Annotated in this window: 10 protein-coding genes and 1 tRNA gene; 3 read left to right on the plus strand and 8 right to left on the minus strand. The window is 59.8% G+C overall.

Features of this window, described 5'->3' with window-relative positions:
- Nucleotides 1–142: 142 nt before the first annotated feature.
- From ACRZ95_RS11710 to ACRZ95_RS11720, 3 genes are read right to left on the minus strand one after another with little or no spacing between them, the layout of a single operon-like run.
- Nucleotides 143–1,756 (minus strand): AMP-binding protein, encoded by a 1,614-nt coding sequence (locus ACRZ95_RS11710; RefSeq protein WP_170679307.1) that lies wholly within the window; start codon nucleotides 1,754–1,756, stop codon nucleotides 143–145.
- A 16-nt stretch (nucleotides 1,757–1,772) separates the two neighbouring features.
- Nucleotides 1,773–2,582 carry a methylthioacryloyl-CoA hydratase gene (gene dmdD, locus ACRZ95_RS11715; protein WP_170462976.1) on the minus strand — a complete coding sequence of 270 codons (810 nt, stop codon included), beginning with the start codon at nucleotides 2,580–2,582 and terminating at the stop codon, nucleotides 1,773–1,775.
- A gap of 22 nt (nucleotides 2,583–2,604) precedes the next feature.
- A complete protein-coding gene (locus ACRZ95_RS11720) occupies nucleotides 2,605–4,368 on the minus strand; it encodes an acyl-CoA dehydrogenase family protein (RefSeq protein WP_170679304.1) in 1,764 nt (587 codons plus the stop codon).
- A gap of 114 nt (nucleotides 4,369–4,482) precedes the next feature.
- On the opposite strand from ACRZ95_RS11720, the gene ACRZ95_RS11725 reads away from it, so the two are divergent.
- Together ACRZ95_RS11725 and ACRZ95_RS11730 are read left to right on the plus strand one after the other, a co-directional pair.
- Nucleotides 4,483–5,511, plus strand: a complete 1,029-nt coding sequence (locus ACRZ95_RS11725) for an AraC family transcriptional regulator (RefSeq protein ID WP_170679302.1) — start codon at nucleotides 4,483–4,485, stop codon at nucleotides 5,509–5,511.
- 110 nt (nucleotides 5,512–5,621) lie between these two features.
- Nucleotides 5,622–7,028 (plus strand): bifunctional enoyl-CoA hydratase/phosphate acetyltransferase, encoded by a 1,407-nt coding sequence (locus tag ACRZ95_RS11730; protein ID WP_170679336.1) that lies wholly within the window; start codon nucleotides 5,622–5,624, stop codon nucleotides 7,026–7,028.
- A 5-nt stretch (nucleotides 7,029–7,033) separates the two neighbouring features.
- On the opposite strand, the gene arsB is transcribed toward ACRZ95_RS11730, so the two are convergent.
- Genes arsB through ACRZ95_RS11750 form a run of 4 tightly spaced genes read right to left on the minus strand, consistent with a single transcriptional unit; the run spans nucleotide 7,034 to nucleotide 11,142 of the window.
- The gene (gene arsB, locus ACRZ95_RS11735) at nucleotides 7,034–8,056 is read right to left on the minus strand and encodes an ACR3 family arsenite efflux transporter (RefSeq protein ID WP_170679300.1); all 1,023 of its coding nucleotides are present in this window, start codon (nucleotides 8,054–8,056) and stop codon (nucleotides 7,034–7,036) included.
- On the minus strand, nucleotides 8,053–9,318 hold the full coding sequence (arsJ, locus tag ACRZ95_RS11740) for an organoarsenical effux MFS transporter ArsJ (protein ID WP_170679298.1): 1,266 nt from the start codon (nucleotides 9,316–9,318) through the stop codon (nucleotides 8,053–8,055). Before arsJ ends, arsB begins: the two co-directional genes overlap by 4 nt.
- On the minus strand, nucleotides 9,315–10,313 hold the full coding sequence (locus ACRZ95_RS11745; protein WP_170679296.1) for an ArsJ-associated glyceraldehyde-3-phosphate dehydrogenase: 999 nt from the start codon (nucleotides 10,311–10,313) through the stop codon (nucleotides 9,315–9,317). The genes arsJ and ACRZ95_RS11745 overlap by 4 nt, the downstream gene beginning before the upstream one ends.
- Before the next feature lies 1 nt (nucleotide 10,314).
- The gene (locus tag ACRZ95_RS11750; RefSeq protein WP_170379903.1) at nucleotides 10,315–11,142 is read right to left on the minus strand and encodes an arsenate reductase/protein-tyrosine-phosphatase family protein; all 828 of its coding nucleotides are present in this window, start codon (nucleotides 11,140–11,142) and stop codon (nucleotides 10,315–10,317) included.
- A 165-nt stretch (nucleotides 11,143–11,307) separates the two neighbouring features.
- Here ACRZ95_RS11750 and ACRZ95_RS11755 point away from each other — a divergent pair.
- Nucleotides 11,308–11,383: transfer RNA gene (locus ACRZ95_RS11755), tRNA-Thr, on the plus strand.
- A gap of 194 nt (nucleotides 11,384–11,577) precedes the next feature.
- On the opposite strand, the gene ACRZ95_RS11760 is transcribed toward ACRZ95_RS11755, so the two are convergent.
- Complete coding sequence (locus ACRZ95_RS11760) at nucleotides 11,578–13,053, minus strand: NAD-dependent succinate-semialdehyde dehydrogenase (RefSeq protein ID WP_170679294.1); 1,476 nt, start codon at nucleotides 13,051–13,053, stop codon at nucleotides 11,578–11,580.
- Nucleotides 13,054–13,084 lie beyond the last annotated feature (31 nt).

Genomic DNA, 13,084 nt, shown 5'->3' on the forward strand with positions numbered 1-13,084 from the left:
TGGCAACCCGCTACGACAGGTGCCCAAAGGTCTTCCTGTCAGCAATCGCCCTCGCAGCACTCGTTATCTATTGGCTATGAGGCCTGAACCTAGGTTTGAGGCTTTGCCCGAGTTTCGTTGGAGAAACCCGGGCAGAGCTATGTCAAAGCGACAGTGTTTTGACGCGGTCGCGTAGTTGGAATTTCTGGATCTTGCCGGTTGAGGTCTTGGGAAGCGTCTCAAAAACAACCGCTTTTGGGGCCTTGAACCCGGCCAAGTTATCGCGGCAAAAAGCGATGATGTCCTCAGCGGTTGCCTCGGCCCCGTCGCGTAATTCGATAAAGGCGCATGGGACTTCGCCCCATTTTTCATGCGGCATTGCGACCACGGCGGCGGCCTGAACCGCGTCATGGCGATACAACACCGCTTCGACCTCGACGGATGAGATGTTTTCGCCACCCGAGATGATCACGTCCTTCAGGCGGTCGCGGATCTGGATATATCCGTTTTCATGTATGACAGCTCCGTCGCCGGACCAGAACCAGCCATCCTCGAAGGCGTTCGAGGTTGCCTCGACGTCTTTGTAGTACCCGGCCATGACCGTGTTGCCCCGGATGGCGATCTCACCTTGTGTGGCACCATCGCGCTGCACCGGCGCGCCGCTGTCGCGGTCGACTACGGTGACCTCTTCGACCATCGGGAAGGCAACGCCCTGTTGCGCCTGCAATTCAGCCTGTTCCGCTGGGCTGAGATCGTTCCACTCCTCCTGCCAGAGGCATTGCGAGATGTGGCCGTAAGTCTCGGTCAGGCCATAGACTTGCATGACGTCAAACCCCATCGCGCGGGTCTTCTCCAAGACCGAAGGGGGCGGAGGCGCACCGGCGGTCAGCACCCGGATTGCGGGATCAAAGGGGGCGGCGTCGCTTTCGGCCTCGGCCAGCATTTGCAGCACGATGGGGGCCGCACCGAAATGGGTCACGCCATGGGTGCGGATTGCGTCTAGAATACGGTCTGCGGCGGGGACGCGTGTAAATACAACCTTCCCTCCAAGCATCGCCATCAACCAGGGATGGCCCCAGCCGTTGCAGTGGAACATCGGTACGACGGACAGATAGACCGGATAGGGGGGCATCTGCCATGCGGTGCCCGTACCCAACGCCATCAGGTAGGCGCCACGGTGGTGATAGACGACGCCCTTGGGGCGGCCCGAGGTGCCCGAGGTGTAGTTCAGCGCAATCGCGTCCCACTCATCATCGGGCAGATCGATAGGCAGGGGCGGGGCCGTGGTCAGCGCCTCATAGGTTTGGCCGCCGAGGCTTTCACCAGTGGCCGCAGGATCGGCGATTTCGACCACAGGTATTGTGCGACCCAGCAGATCAAAAGCTTTGGACAGAAGCGGCACCAGTTCCCGGTCCACAATCACCAGTTTGGTGTCCGCATGGTCCAGAATATACGCGATGGTTTCGGGCTCGAGCCGGGTGTTGAGCGTATTCAGCACCCCTCCGGTCAGGGGCAGGGCAAAATGCAGCTCAAACAGTTCCGGGATGTTCGGGCTGAGGACCGAGACCGTATCACCCTTCTGCACGCCAAGTGCTGCCAACCCACTGGCCACCGCGCGAATGCGGGCGGCAGTTTCCGCCCAGCTTCGTCGGATGTCACCATAGATAACAGCTGTGCGCGCGCCGTGCAGGGTTTCGGCGCGGCGCAGGAAGGACAAAGGTGACAACGGCACATGGTTGGCCTGTGTCTTCTGAAGAGCTTCGAAATGGTGACGCATCCGGATCCCGCCTGTCTTAGCTGTTGGGCCGCACGCGGGCGGCGGTCTTGTTGGCAAAGGCTTCCAGCCGTTCGCGGGCGGCTGGCTGGGTGTTGACCACACCGCCGACTACGGCTTCGGCATAAGCTGCATCCATGCCGGACATATTGTTCAAATGGCTGATCGCCGAACAGATTGCAAAATTGGTCAAAGGCAGGTTCTGCGCGATTTGGTCTGCCAGTTCCATTGCCTTGGCCATGCTGCCACCGTCTTCGGTGATGTACTGCGCCAGTCCAAGATCGACAGCCTCTTGCCCCTGGTAGACGCGACCGGTCAGGATCATGTCGATCATGCGATATTTGCCGATCATGTCCGAGACGCGGATGGTTGCGCCTCCACCCGTGAAAATCCCGCGCTGCCCCTCGGGCAAAGCGAAATAGGTGCCGGGGTCGATGACGCGGATATGGGCAGCACTGGCAAGCTCCAGCCCTCCGCCAACCACCGCGCCTTTCAGGGCGGCGATGATCGGCACGCCACCATATTCCATCTTGTTGAATGCCTCATGCCAGCGCAGGCAGACATGCATGAAGTCATCGGGGCTGCGGTCGGCCTTCCAGTGTTCAACCAGATCAAGACCTGCGCAGAAGTGGTCGCCCTCGCCGGTCAGCACAACAGCCCTAACGCCGGCCATACGCGCGCCGCTGAAAAAGCGGATCAGTTCCTCAATCGTCGCTACATCCAATGCATTGCGCTTGGTCGGGCGGTTCAGGGTCACGACATAGAGGCCGTTGTCACGCTCGGAAATCGCGAGGTTTTCATAGGTGGCGGGGTTCACGACGTCATTCATAGGTCAGGTCCTTTGGCAGGCATTATTCGGGGAAGGCCGCGTCAAGCAGGCTGCGCGCACCGTATAAGATGCGGGCGTGTTCGGCACTGCATTCCGGCAGGATATGCTGGGCAAAGAACAGCGCGGTGGCGATCTTTTCGGTCATGAACTGAGTGTTCTGCCCATCGTTCAAAGCCGCCTGCGCCGGGGTGACACCTTTTGCCAGTTTCCAACCCGCCGCAAGCGTACCGGCCAGCATCAAAAACGGGACCGAGCCCGCAAAAGCGGCGTCGATATCTTTGCTGCTGTGTTCCAATAGCCATTCCAACGCGGCCTCAAACGCGCCGCGTGCCTGCGCAAGGCTTGCGCCGATGCTTTGCGCGGTGGCATCGCCTTCTGCCAACTCGGCCTCGGTTGCCGCAATGCGGGCGGCGAACCGGCGGGCGGTCTCGCCTCCGTCGCGCATGATTTTGCGGCCCAGAAGGTCGTTGGCCTGAATGGCGGTGGTGCCCTCGTAAATCGGCAGAATGCGAGCGTCGCGAAAGTGCTGAGCGGCTCCGGTTTCTTCGATGAAGCCCATGCCGCCGTGGATTTGAACGCCCAGAGAGGCGACCTCGACCGCGCGTTCCGAGCAGAAGCCCTTGACCAGCGGAACCATGAACTCGGCCAGAGCGGCCATGTCCGGATCATCCTGATGATGTGCAATGTCCAGAAGCCCGGCTGTGGCCGCCGCCATGGCGCGCCCGCCTTCGGTGAGGCTGCGCATCCGCATCAACATGCGGCGCACGTCGGGGTGTTCGATGATCGCCACGGCGTCCTTGACATGACCATTCACCGGGCGGCTCTGGACCCGGTCCCGCGCATAAGCCAGGGCGCGCTGATAGGCACGCTCTGAGGTCGCGATGCCCTGAACACCAACCGAAAAGCGCGCGGCGTTCATCATGATGAACATGTATTCCAGCCCGCGGTTTTCCTCACCGATCAGGAAGCCCGTGGCGTCTTTGTATTCCAGCACCGCCGTCGGGCTGGCGCGCACGCCCAGCTTGTGTTCGATGCTGACACAGTTGACTGAATTCTCGGCGCCGACCGAGCCATCCTCTGCCACCATCTTCTGCGGGACGATGAACAGGCTCAGACCCTTAGGTCCGGCGGGCGCGTCAGGGGTGCGGGCCAGAACCAGATGGATGATGTTCTCAGTCAGGTCATGCGCGCCATATGTGATGAAAATCTTGGTGCCGGACACGCCATAGCTGCCATCTTCGCGCTGCACCGCCTTGGTCGAGACACGACCCAGATCGCTGCCCGCCTGCGGTTCGGTCAGGTTCATCGTCCCCGACCAGCGCCCAGCGATCAAAGGCTCTAAATAGGTGGCTTTCTGCACGTCCGAGCCTGTCAGCAGCAGCGCCTCGATCGCACCATCGGTCAGCAAGGGACACAGGCCAAAGCTCATATCGGCGGCGTTCAGCATCTCGACTGCCGCCGCGCCAACCGTACGCGGCAGTCCCATGCCGCCAAACTCTGGCGGGTGCGTGAGGGCCTGCCAGCCCATTTCAACAAACTGTGCATAGGCCTGCGCGTCCCCTTCGGGCATCGTCACGCGGCCATTGTCAAACTGTGCGCCCAACGTGTCGCCGATATGGGATAGGGGCGCAATCTGTTCGCTGCAGAACCGGGCATATCCCTTTAGCGCAGCGCCGATATCGGTCAGGTCGAAACCCGAGTATGCGTCCAGAGTGGACACTGTTTCCCAATGGGACAGGTGTTCGATACAGAACATCAGATCCTGTACGGGTGGCTGATAGGACATGCCAGACTCCCCCAATGGTAATTGTGGTTTCACGTCATTTATCTGCCGTGCAGCTTGCCGAAAAGCTCATATATTGCCAAGATACTATCCGATATTGCCAAACTGGGGGCGATCATGGTCAGCAATGACCCCATCTCACTTACAACTGTTTCTGCCGGTTTCATCCAGGATTGGCTTGAGGCGCTGAGGGTGTGTTGCAGCGCAGATCAGATGCAATTCCTGCTGAGCCGTTCGGGCCTGCACGTCACTGCGTCAGAGCCTGCACAGCGTGTGACGCTTCAGGAAATCGCCCGCCTGTACCAGTTGGCCGCACCTGAGACCGGGGACGAGATGATGGGCCTCTGGAGCCGTCCCATTCGGCCACGCGCCCTGCAGCACCTTGTGACCGTTTTGCGCGAAGCAAGCAGCCTGACCTCGGCGCTGTATCGTTTCTCGACATTCTGGAACTTGTTGCTGGATGATTTCCATCTGGAACTGCGCACCGGACCGGACGAGGCTGAACTTTCGCTGGTACCGTATCGGCAAGACACAGCGCCCCAACGCTTCGGCCATATGCTGATCCTGAAACTTGCGCATGGGCTGCTGTCATGGCTGGGCGGATCGGAAACGCCGGTAAAGGCCGTTCGCTTTGCCTTTGCGCGGCCAAGTTTTGCGGCGGACTATGCGGTTGTCTTCCCCTGCGCGGTCACATTCGATGCTCCGCAGACCAGCATTCTGTTCGATCCGCGCCGCTTTGATCCCCCGATCACGCGCAGTCCGGCTGAGGCGTCTCTATTTCTGGAACGCGCACCGATCGACTGGATTTTCACCAACTCACGCGCCCATACAAACAGCCTGCAGGTCCGGGCGTTCCTGTATCGGACGTCCTGGAAAAGCAGCCAGCTTCCCGATGCGGCCCTGGCTCTGAAGATGACGCCCCGGACCCTGAACCGGCGTCTCAAGGACGAGGGCACCTCGTTTCAGGACATCAAGGACGCCCTGCGCCGCGATATTGCGATCCGCGCCCTGCAGCAAAGCGGCGACAGTATCGAGCAGATTGCGTTCGATACGGGGTTCTCGGCCCCGGCGAATTTTCACCGCGCATTCCGGAAATGGACCAACCGCAGCCCGAGTTCGTATCGCGCACAGGATCGCGCGGTCTGACCGTCGCGGCGCTTGCATGTCTCTGTCATATTGAGCCTTTATGGGTCGTTGAACAGCAACTGTTCGGGTTGTCTGCCCAAGGTTTGGCTTTTGTATTGAAAGGGGAATGGATGTCATCGGATGAGGATACCGGTATCGGCTTCATCGAAAATCGGCCTTTTGATGAGATAAGTGTCGGAGATACCGCCGAGTTGTCCCGCACCCTGACCGCACAGGATATCGACGCCTTTGCAGCGGTCTCGGGCGATGTGAACCCGGCCCATGTGGATGAGGCCTTCGCGCAGGAGGATGTCTTTCACAGGGTGGTCGCGCATGGCATGTGGGGCGGTGCGCTGATATCCAATGTTTTGGGCACGCAATTGCCGGGGCCGGGGACGATTTATCTGGATCAGACCCTAAAATTCCTCAAACCCGTTGGTATCGGCGATACGGTCACTGTGCGCGTCACCGTGACCGAAAAGCAGCCCGAGAAGAAGCACGTCACTCTGGATTGCCTCTGTACGACTGGCGATGGCAAGCCTGTCATCACCGGACAGGCCGTTGTGATCGCGCCAGACAAAAAGGTCAAAAGACCCCGAATGGCGATGCCGGATTTGGTTTTGCATCACCGGGGCGCCTCCTATGACCGATTGCTGAGCGCGGCTCAGAAAATGGACCCATTGCCCACAGCCGTGGTCCATCCCTGTGATGAAAGCGCGTTGGAGGGGGCGCTCTCGGCCCGCGATTTGGGTTTGTTAGAGCCTGTTTTGGTCGGTCCGCGCAGCCGGATACTACATGCGGCGGATGCGGCTGGGTTGGATATCGGCGGGCTCGAGATCATTGATACGCCGCACAGCCATGCCTCGGCCGAACGGGCGGTGCATCTGGCGCGGGATGGTCGTGTGAAGGCCCTGATGAAGGGCGCTTTGCACACGGATGAGGTCATGTCCGCCGTTGTCTCTAAGGCCAATGGTTTGCGCAGCGAACGCCGGATGAGCCATGTCTATGTCATGGATGTGCCGACCTACTCCAAACCGCTTCTGATCACCGATGCGGCCATCAACATAGCGCCCGATCTGCAGACCAAGGCGGACATGGTTCAGAATGCCATTGACCTGGCGCGCGCCATCGGGATCGAAACGCCAAAAGTAGCGATCCTGTCAGCGGTAGAGACCATTACACCCCGGCTGCAATCCACGGTCGAGGCTGGTGCCCTGTGCAAAATGGCGGATCGCGGGCAGATCACGGGCGGTATGCTCGATGGCCCTCTGGCTTTTGACAACGCCGTGTCGATGCGTGCTGTCACGACCAAGGGCATCAAATCCGACGTGGCGGGGCAGGCCGATATACTGGTCGCGCCGGACCTTGAGGCCGGCAACATGATCGCCAAGCAGCTCATGTATCTGGCCGGAGCTGAGGCCGCAGGGATTGTTTTGGGCGCGCAGGTTCCGATCATGCTGACCAGCCGCGCCGATGATCGCCGCACTCGCATCGCCTCCGCGGCGATTGCGGTGCTGTATGATCATTCGGTGCGCTGAATGGTCTACTGCGTCGCGGGTTCGGGAAACCGGACCCGCGTGCGGTTGGCGAAGGCAACCAGTGACAACATCACCGGTACCTCGACCAGCACACCCACCACCGTCGCAAGCGCCGCGCCCGAGTTCAGGCCGAACAGGCTGATAGCGACCGCTACGGCCAGCTCAAAAAAGTTTGAGGTTCCGATCATAGCGCAAGGGGCGGCGATGCGGTGGGGGACCTTCAAGGCATAGGCAGCTCCGTACGCCAGCGCGAAGATGCCATAGCTTTGGATCAGGATCGGCACGGCGATCAGGACGATGACCATCGGCTTGGCCAGGATCGTCTCTCCCTGAAGGCCGAAAAGGATCACCACCGTTGCGATCAGACCCATGATCGACCACGGTTTGACACGGGCGGAGAAGGCGTCGATGGCCTCCTCCGAGCCCAGCCGCTTGCGGGTGATCAAACCAGCAATCAGCGGCAAAACCACATAGAGGACAGTTGCCAGAACAAGCGTTTGCCATGGGACCGAGATATCGGTGACCCCCAGCAAGAAGGCCACAATGGGTGCAAAAGCCACCACCATGATCAGGTCATTTACTGAGACCTGCACCAAAGTATAGGTCGCGTCACCCTTGGTCAGTTGTGACCAGACAAACACCATCGCGGTGCAGGGTGCGGCCCCCAACAGGATCAGACCCGCGGTGTATTGCGCTGCGTCCTCTGGCTGAATCCACGGCGCGAAGACATAATCGAAGAACAACACCGCCAGCAGGGCCATGGTGAAGGGTTTGATCAACCAGTTGACCGCCAGCGTCACGATCAGGCCTTTGGGTTGCCGGGCCACGCCCGCGACCGCTTTGAAATCGACGCCGACCATCATCGGATAGACCATGGCCCAGATCAGCAGGGCTACGACCAGGTTGACACTGGCCACCTCGGCCCCGGCGATCAGGCCGACCAGACCGGGCGCGGCCAGTCCGATCAGTACACCACCGACCATGGCGAGGGCGACCCAGATGGTCAGATAGCGCTCGAAGATGCTCATGAATATGCCTCAGTTGTTTGGTCGGCCAGCTTGCCCGAAGTGAGCGCCGCAAGCGCCACCATGACAGCCGCTGTTCCCAGCACAAGGGGGAGGCCGCCGACCTGATAGGTAAAGCCGGACAGGACGGTGCCCAAAAGCCGGCCTGTCGCGTTGGCCATGTAGTAGAAGCCGACATCCATCGTGACCCGCTCGGACTTGGTGAAGGCGAGGATCAGATAGGAATGCAGGGATGAATTAACGGCGAAGATTGCCCCAAACACCAGAAGGCCCAAAACCAACGTGATTGTCAGCCATTTCTCCGGCCCTGAAGACAGCAAAACTGCCAATGTTAGAGCCGCAGGAACGCAAAACAGCATTGTGGCCCAGCTGCGCGCAGCGCGGATCAAATCCCCCTCGGACCGGTCTGAGGCCCGCAGGATTTTGGGCGCGTTGGCCTGAATGACGCCGTAGAGGATGATCCAGAATGCCATGAAGGTGCCGATCATGAAAAAGGCGGCGCGGTTGCCCTCTTCTGTGCCATCCGAGAGGACGGCATAGAAATAGATCGGGATGCCAACCACGAACCACACGTCGCGGGCACCGAACAGGAAAACCCGCGCGGCGGACAGCCAATTGACGTTGGCGGACTTTGAGAAGACCTCAGAGAACTTTGCGCCCTTGCGCCCTTTGGGCAGGCCGGGGGGCATGAAGCGGATGACGGCGAACAGGATCACCGCGAGAACAACTGCCATCACGATGATCGCCGCCTGAAAGCCCAGCGTTGCCAGCATGGCTGCACCGAGAAGGAAGCCCAGCCCTTTGACGGCGTTCTTTGATCCGGTCAGCACCGCAACCCAGCGAAACAGCCCGCCGCCCTCGGTTGGGGCCAGTAATTTCACTGCGGATTTCGAGGACATCTTGGCCAGATCCTTGGCCACTCCGCTTGCGCCTTGCACGATCATGACGAAGGCCACAGATGCGCCAATCGCCCAATTAGGGTCTAGTTGCGTCAACGCTAGCAGCGCCACCACCTGCAACCCAAGCCCGGCATAGAGCGTCGAGGTCAAGCCAAACCGCGCTGCGATCCAGCCCGCTGCAAGGTTCGTCACCATCCCAGCGATTTCATAGAGGACAAACAGATAGGCCAGTTGCACCGGCGAGAAGCCAAGCGTGTGAAAGTGCAACAGCACTAGCATCCGCAAGGCTCCGTCGGTCAGCATAAAGGCCCAATAGGCCGCCGTGACCGCGATATAGGCCGACAGCCCCTCGGGCCGATCGGTCACAGCGAGGCCCCAATCATCAGCGCAACATCGACCAGACGGTGGGCATAGCCCATCTCGTTGTCATACCAGGCATAGATTTTCACCTGTGTCCCGTTCACAACCATAGTCGACGGCGCATCGACGATCGAAGAGCGTTCGTCATTGGTGTAGTCGGTCGAGACCAGCGGGCGGGTCTCATAGCCCAGAATGCCGTTCAACTCACCTTCGGCGGCTGCTTTGAAGAAGGCATTGACCTCTTCGACAGTGGTTTCACGCTCCACCTCGAACACGCAGTCTGTCAGTGAGGCGTTCAACAGCGGCACCCGCACCGCATGGCCGTTCAGACGCCCCTTGAGTTCAGGGTAGATCAGCGTGATCGCCGTGGCCGAGCCGGTTGTGGTCGGGATCAGTGAGTTCAGGGCCGAGCGCGCCCGGCGCAGATCCTTGGCGGGACGATCCACGATGGTCTGCGTGTTGGTCACGTCATGAATCGTGGTCATAGAGCCGTGGCGGATGCCCAGGTTCTCATGGATGACCTTCACCACCGGGGCCAGACAGTTCGTCGTGCAGGAGGCTGCGGTCACGATTTGATCGGTCGCCGGATCGTAGATGTCATCATTCACGCCCATCACGATATTGGCGGTCGGGCCGTCCTTGACCGGGGCCGAGACGACAACTTTTTTTACGCCCGCATCGAAATAGGGGGCCAGTTTTGCCTCGGTCTTGAAGACACCGGTGCAGTCAATCACCACATCGACGCCGTCCAGCGGCAGAGCGCTCAGATCCTTGGTGCCGATGAAGGGCAGGCGGGTGCCGTTAATGGTGACGCTTTCGTCATCATGCTCGAAAGTGGCGTCCCAACGGCCATGAACCGTATCGAACTCCAACAGATGCGCGTGCATCTCGGCATCTCCGACCGCGTCGTTGATCCAGGCGATCTTGGCGCCTTTCTCCAACAGCGGTTTCAGGGCCAGTTTTCCTATCCGGCCCAGGCCATTCACAGCATATGTGGTCATTTCAGTCTCCGACAGAGGTTCTGCCGATGTCATCGACAGCAGATTGTAGGGCGATCCGGTCAAGGCTTTCGACCGGCAAGGAGGTGAACGCCTCGATCCGGCGCTTCAGCGCGCCATAGGCGTTTTGAAAGGCGAGGCTTTTCTCGGCATCGGTTCCGGTAGCTTTCACCGGGTCTTCCATGCCCCAATGGCCGCTGATCGGTTGGCCTTCCCAGGCCGGGCAGTCTTCGTTCGCAGCTTGATTGCAAACGGTAAAAACAAAATCCATCTCCGGCGCACCGTCGGCCGCAAATTCCGACATATGCTTGGAGCGCAGGACCGAAGTATCGTGACCCTTGTCCTGCAACACCTGCACGGCAAAGGGATTCAACTCGGACGCGGGCTGCGTTCCGGCGGAATAGACGGTGAACCTGTCGCCACCCAATTGGCGCAGCAGTGTTTCGGCAAAGATCGAGCGGGCGGAATTGCCCACGCATAGAAACAGGACGTTGAACTTGCGGTCAGTCATGTCTTCATTTCCCTGTGTGAAAGGCATGCAGATATCGGGACGACCCCGGCAGCAATCGACGACCAGAAAATCCAGCATTCCCTGAACTTTAGCCATGTCGACGGAATAAAGCAGAGACGTGCCAGAGCGTTCCTGTGTCACCAGCCCGGACCTTTGCAGCGCATTCAGATAGTTCGACATGGTGCTGGGTTTGATATCCAGCTCCGAGGCCAGCTCACCCGCTGGCACGGTGTCAGGAAACCGTCGCATTAACATGCGAAAGACTGTGATGCGTTGCGGATGCCCCAGAATGGCCAGCTGATCGGTGATCTCTTCTATCATATTTCATGAATTATGGAAATATATATTGGTGGTCAACCGGGAACCCTATTGTGTCACAGAATTTTCATGAAGCCTCGGCGCGCTGATCCGGGCTTGCAGGCGCAGACCTGACGAATTAAAGAAGCCTTCGCATCCTTCCGAATTCAGCTTCGGAGGACCAACGGTGCCGCTGTAGCTCAGCTGGTAGAGCACGTCATTCGTAATGATGGGGTCGGGGGTTCGAGTCCCTTCAGCGGCACCACCTATGTCTCAACATTCATCCCTGCTACAAGGAATACCCGAGACGCGCGAAGTGTTGAGACGCGCGCATGCCTTACGATCCGCCCACCTACGCGCATCTTCGTTCTGTTTTGGGGAATGGTGAAATGTCAGATGCGTCGTGCCCTATCGTATAAACTGCCCCCTCAACGCGATGAGAGGGGGCAGTCTTCCTGTTCAGACCGACAGGCAGACGTATTTCATTTCCATATAGTCTTCCATGCCGTGGTGGCTGCCTTCACGGCCTAGGCCGGATTGCTTGACGCCGCCGAATGGGCCCAACTCGGTCGAGATGATGCCGGTGTTCACGCCGACGATACCGTACTCTAGCGCCTCGGCCACTTTGTAGACGCGGCTCAGGTCCTTGGCATAGAAATACGAGGCCAGCCCGAAGATCGTATCATTGGCCATGGCGATGACGTCATCTTCGTCCTCGAACTTGAACAGGGGAGCCAATGGGCCAAAGGTCTCGTCCTGCGCGACCATCATGTCCTGAGTCACGCCGGTCACGATCGTGGGTTGGAAGAAAGTGCCACCCAGATCATGAGGCAGACCGCCGGTCAAAACCGCGCCGCCTTTGTCGGTGACATCCTTGATATGCTCTTCGACTTTGGCCACTGCGTCGTCGTTGATCAAGGGGCCGGTGGTTGTGCCAGCGCTCAGTCCGTCGCCGACTGTTAGCGCCTCAACCGCAGCTTTCAGCTTGGCGGCAAAGGCATCGTAGACGCCCGCCTGCACGTAAATGCGGTTGGCGCAGACACAGGTCTGGCCGTTGTTGCGGAACTTGCACAGCATCGCGCCTTCGACGGCTGCGTCCAGATCGGTGTCGTCAAACACGATGAAGGGCGCGTTGCCGCCCAGCTCCATCGAGCATTTCATGACCTGATCGGCCGCCTGGCGTAGCAGGATGCGGCCCACTTCGGTCGAGCCGGTAAAGGTCAGCTTGCGCACGCCTGGGTTCTCGCAGAACTCCTTGCCGGTCTCGCTGGCCTGAGTCGATGGCACGACGTTGAAGACACCCGCAGGCACGCCCGCCTGTTCTGCCAGCAGCGCCAGAACCAGAGCAGACAGAGGGGTCTCTGTGGCCGGGCGCGCAACAAAGGCGCAGCCGGCGGCCAGTGCCGGGCCCGCCTTGCGGGTGATCATCGCGTTGGGGAAGTTCCACGGCGTGATCGAAGCAGCAACGCCGATTGGCTGTTTCATCACCATGATCCGCTTGTCGCGCTGATGGCCGGGAATGGTCTCGCCATATACCCGCTTGGCCTCTTCCCCGAAAAACTCGATGAAGGAGGCGCCATAGCCGATTTCGCCAACAGCCTCGGCCAGGGGCTTGCCTTGCTCGGCGGTCAGGATCTTGCCCAGATCCTCGGCGTTTTCCATCATCAGGTCGAACCAGCGGCGCAGGATGGCGGCGCGTTCCTTACCGGTCAGCTTGGCCCATTCCTTCTGCGCAGCTTCGGCCTGCGCGATGGCGCCTGCGACTTGCGCGCGGCTGACATCGGCAACTTCGGCAATCACGTCTCCGCGTGCGGGGTTGGTCACTGCGAACGTGCCGTTGTCGCCATCTACCCATTGGCCACCGATATAGGCTTTGGTCACCAGAAGGTCGGGATTCTTGAGCAGGGATTTCAGATCGGTCGTCGCGTCCAGCATGGGTCAGCCTCCGGCAATATTTGCGTTGCGC

It is taken from the genome of Ruegeria sp. AI3 (assembly GCF_056541245.1).

Bases quoted from the DNA above. Each gene is read 5' to 3' on its own strand.
- ACRZ95_RS11710 (WP_170679307.1), bottom strand. From the start codon at position 1,756: ATGCGTCACCATTTCGAAGCTCTTCAGAAGACACAGGCCAACCATGTG.
- dmdD (WP_170462976.1), bottom strand. From the start codon at position 2,582: ATGAATGACGTCGTGAACCCCGCCACCTATGAAAACCTCGCGATTTCC.
- ACRZ95_RS11720 (WP_170679304.1), bottom strand. From the start codon at position 4,368: ATGTCCTATCAGCCACCCGTACAGGATCTGATGTTCTGTATCGAACAC.
- ACRZ95_RS11725 (WP_170679302.1), top strand. From the start codon at position 4,483: ATGGTCAGCAATGACCCCATCTCACTTACAACTGTTTCTGCCGGTTTC.
- ACRZ95_RS11730 (WP_170679336.1), top strand. From the start codon at position 5,622: ATGTCATCGGATGAGGATACCGGTATCGGCTTCATCGAAAATCGGCCT.
- arsB (WP_170679300.1), bottom strand. From the start codon at position 8,056: ATGAGCATCTTCGAGCGCTATCTGACCATCTGGGTCGCCCTCGCCATG.
- ACRZ95_RS11745 (WP_170679296.1), bottom strand. From the start codon at position 10,313: ATGACCACATATGCTGTGAATGGCCTGGGCCGGATAGGAAAACTGGCC.
- ACRZ95_RS11750 (WP_170379903.1), bottom strand. From the start codon at position 11,142: ATGATAGAAGAGATCACCGATCAGCTGGCCATTCTGGGGCATCCGCAA.
- ACRZ95_RS11760 (WP_170679294.1), bottom strand. From the start codon at position 13,053: ATGCTGGACGCGACGACCGATCTGAAATCCCTGCTCAAGAATCCCGAC.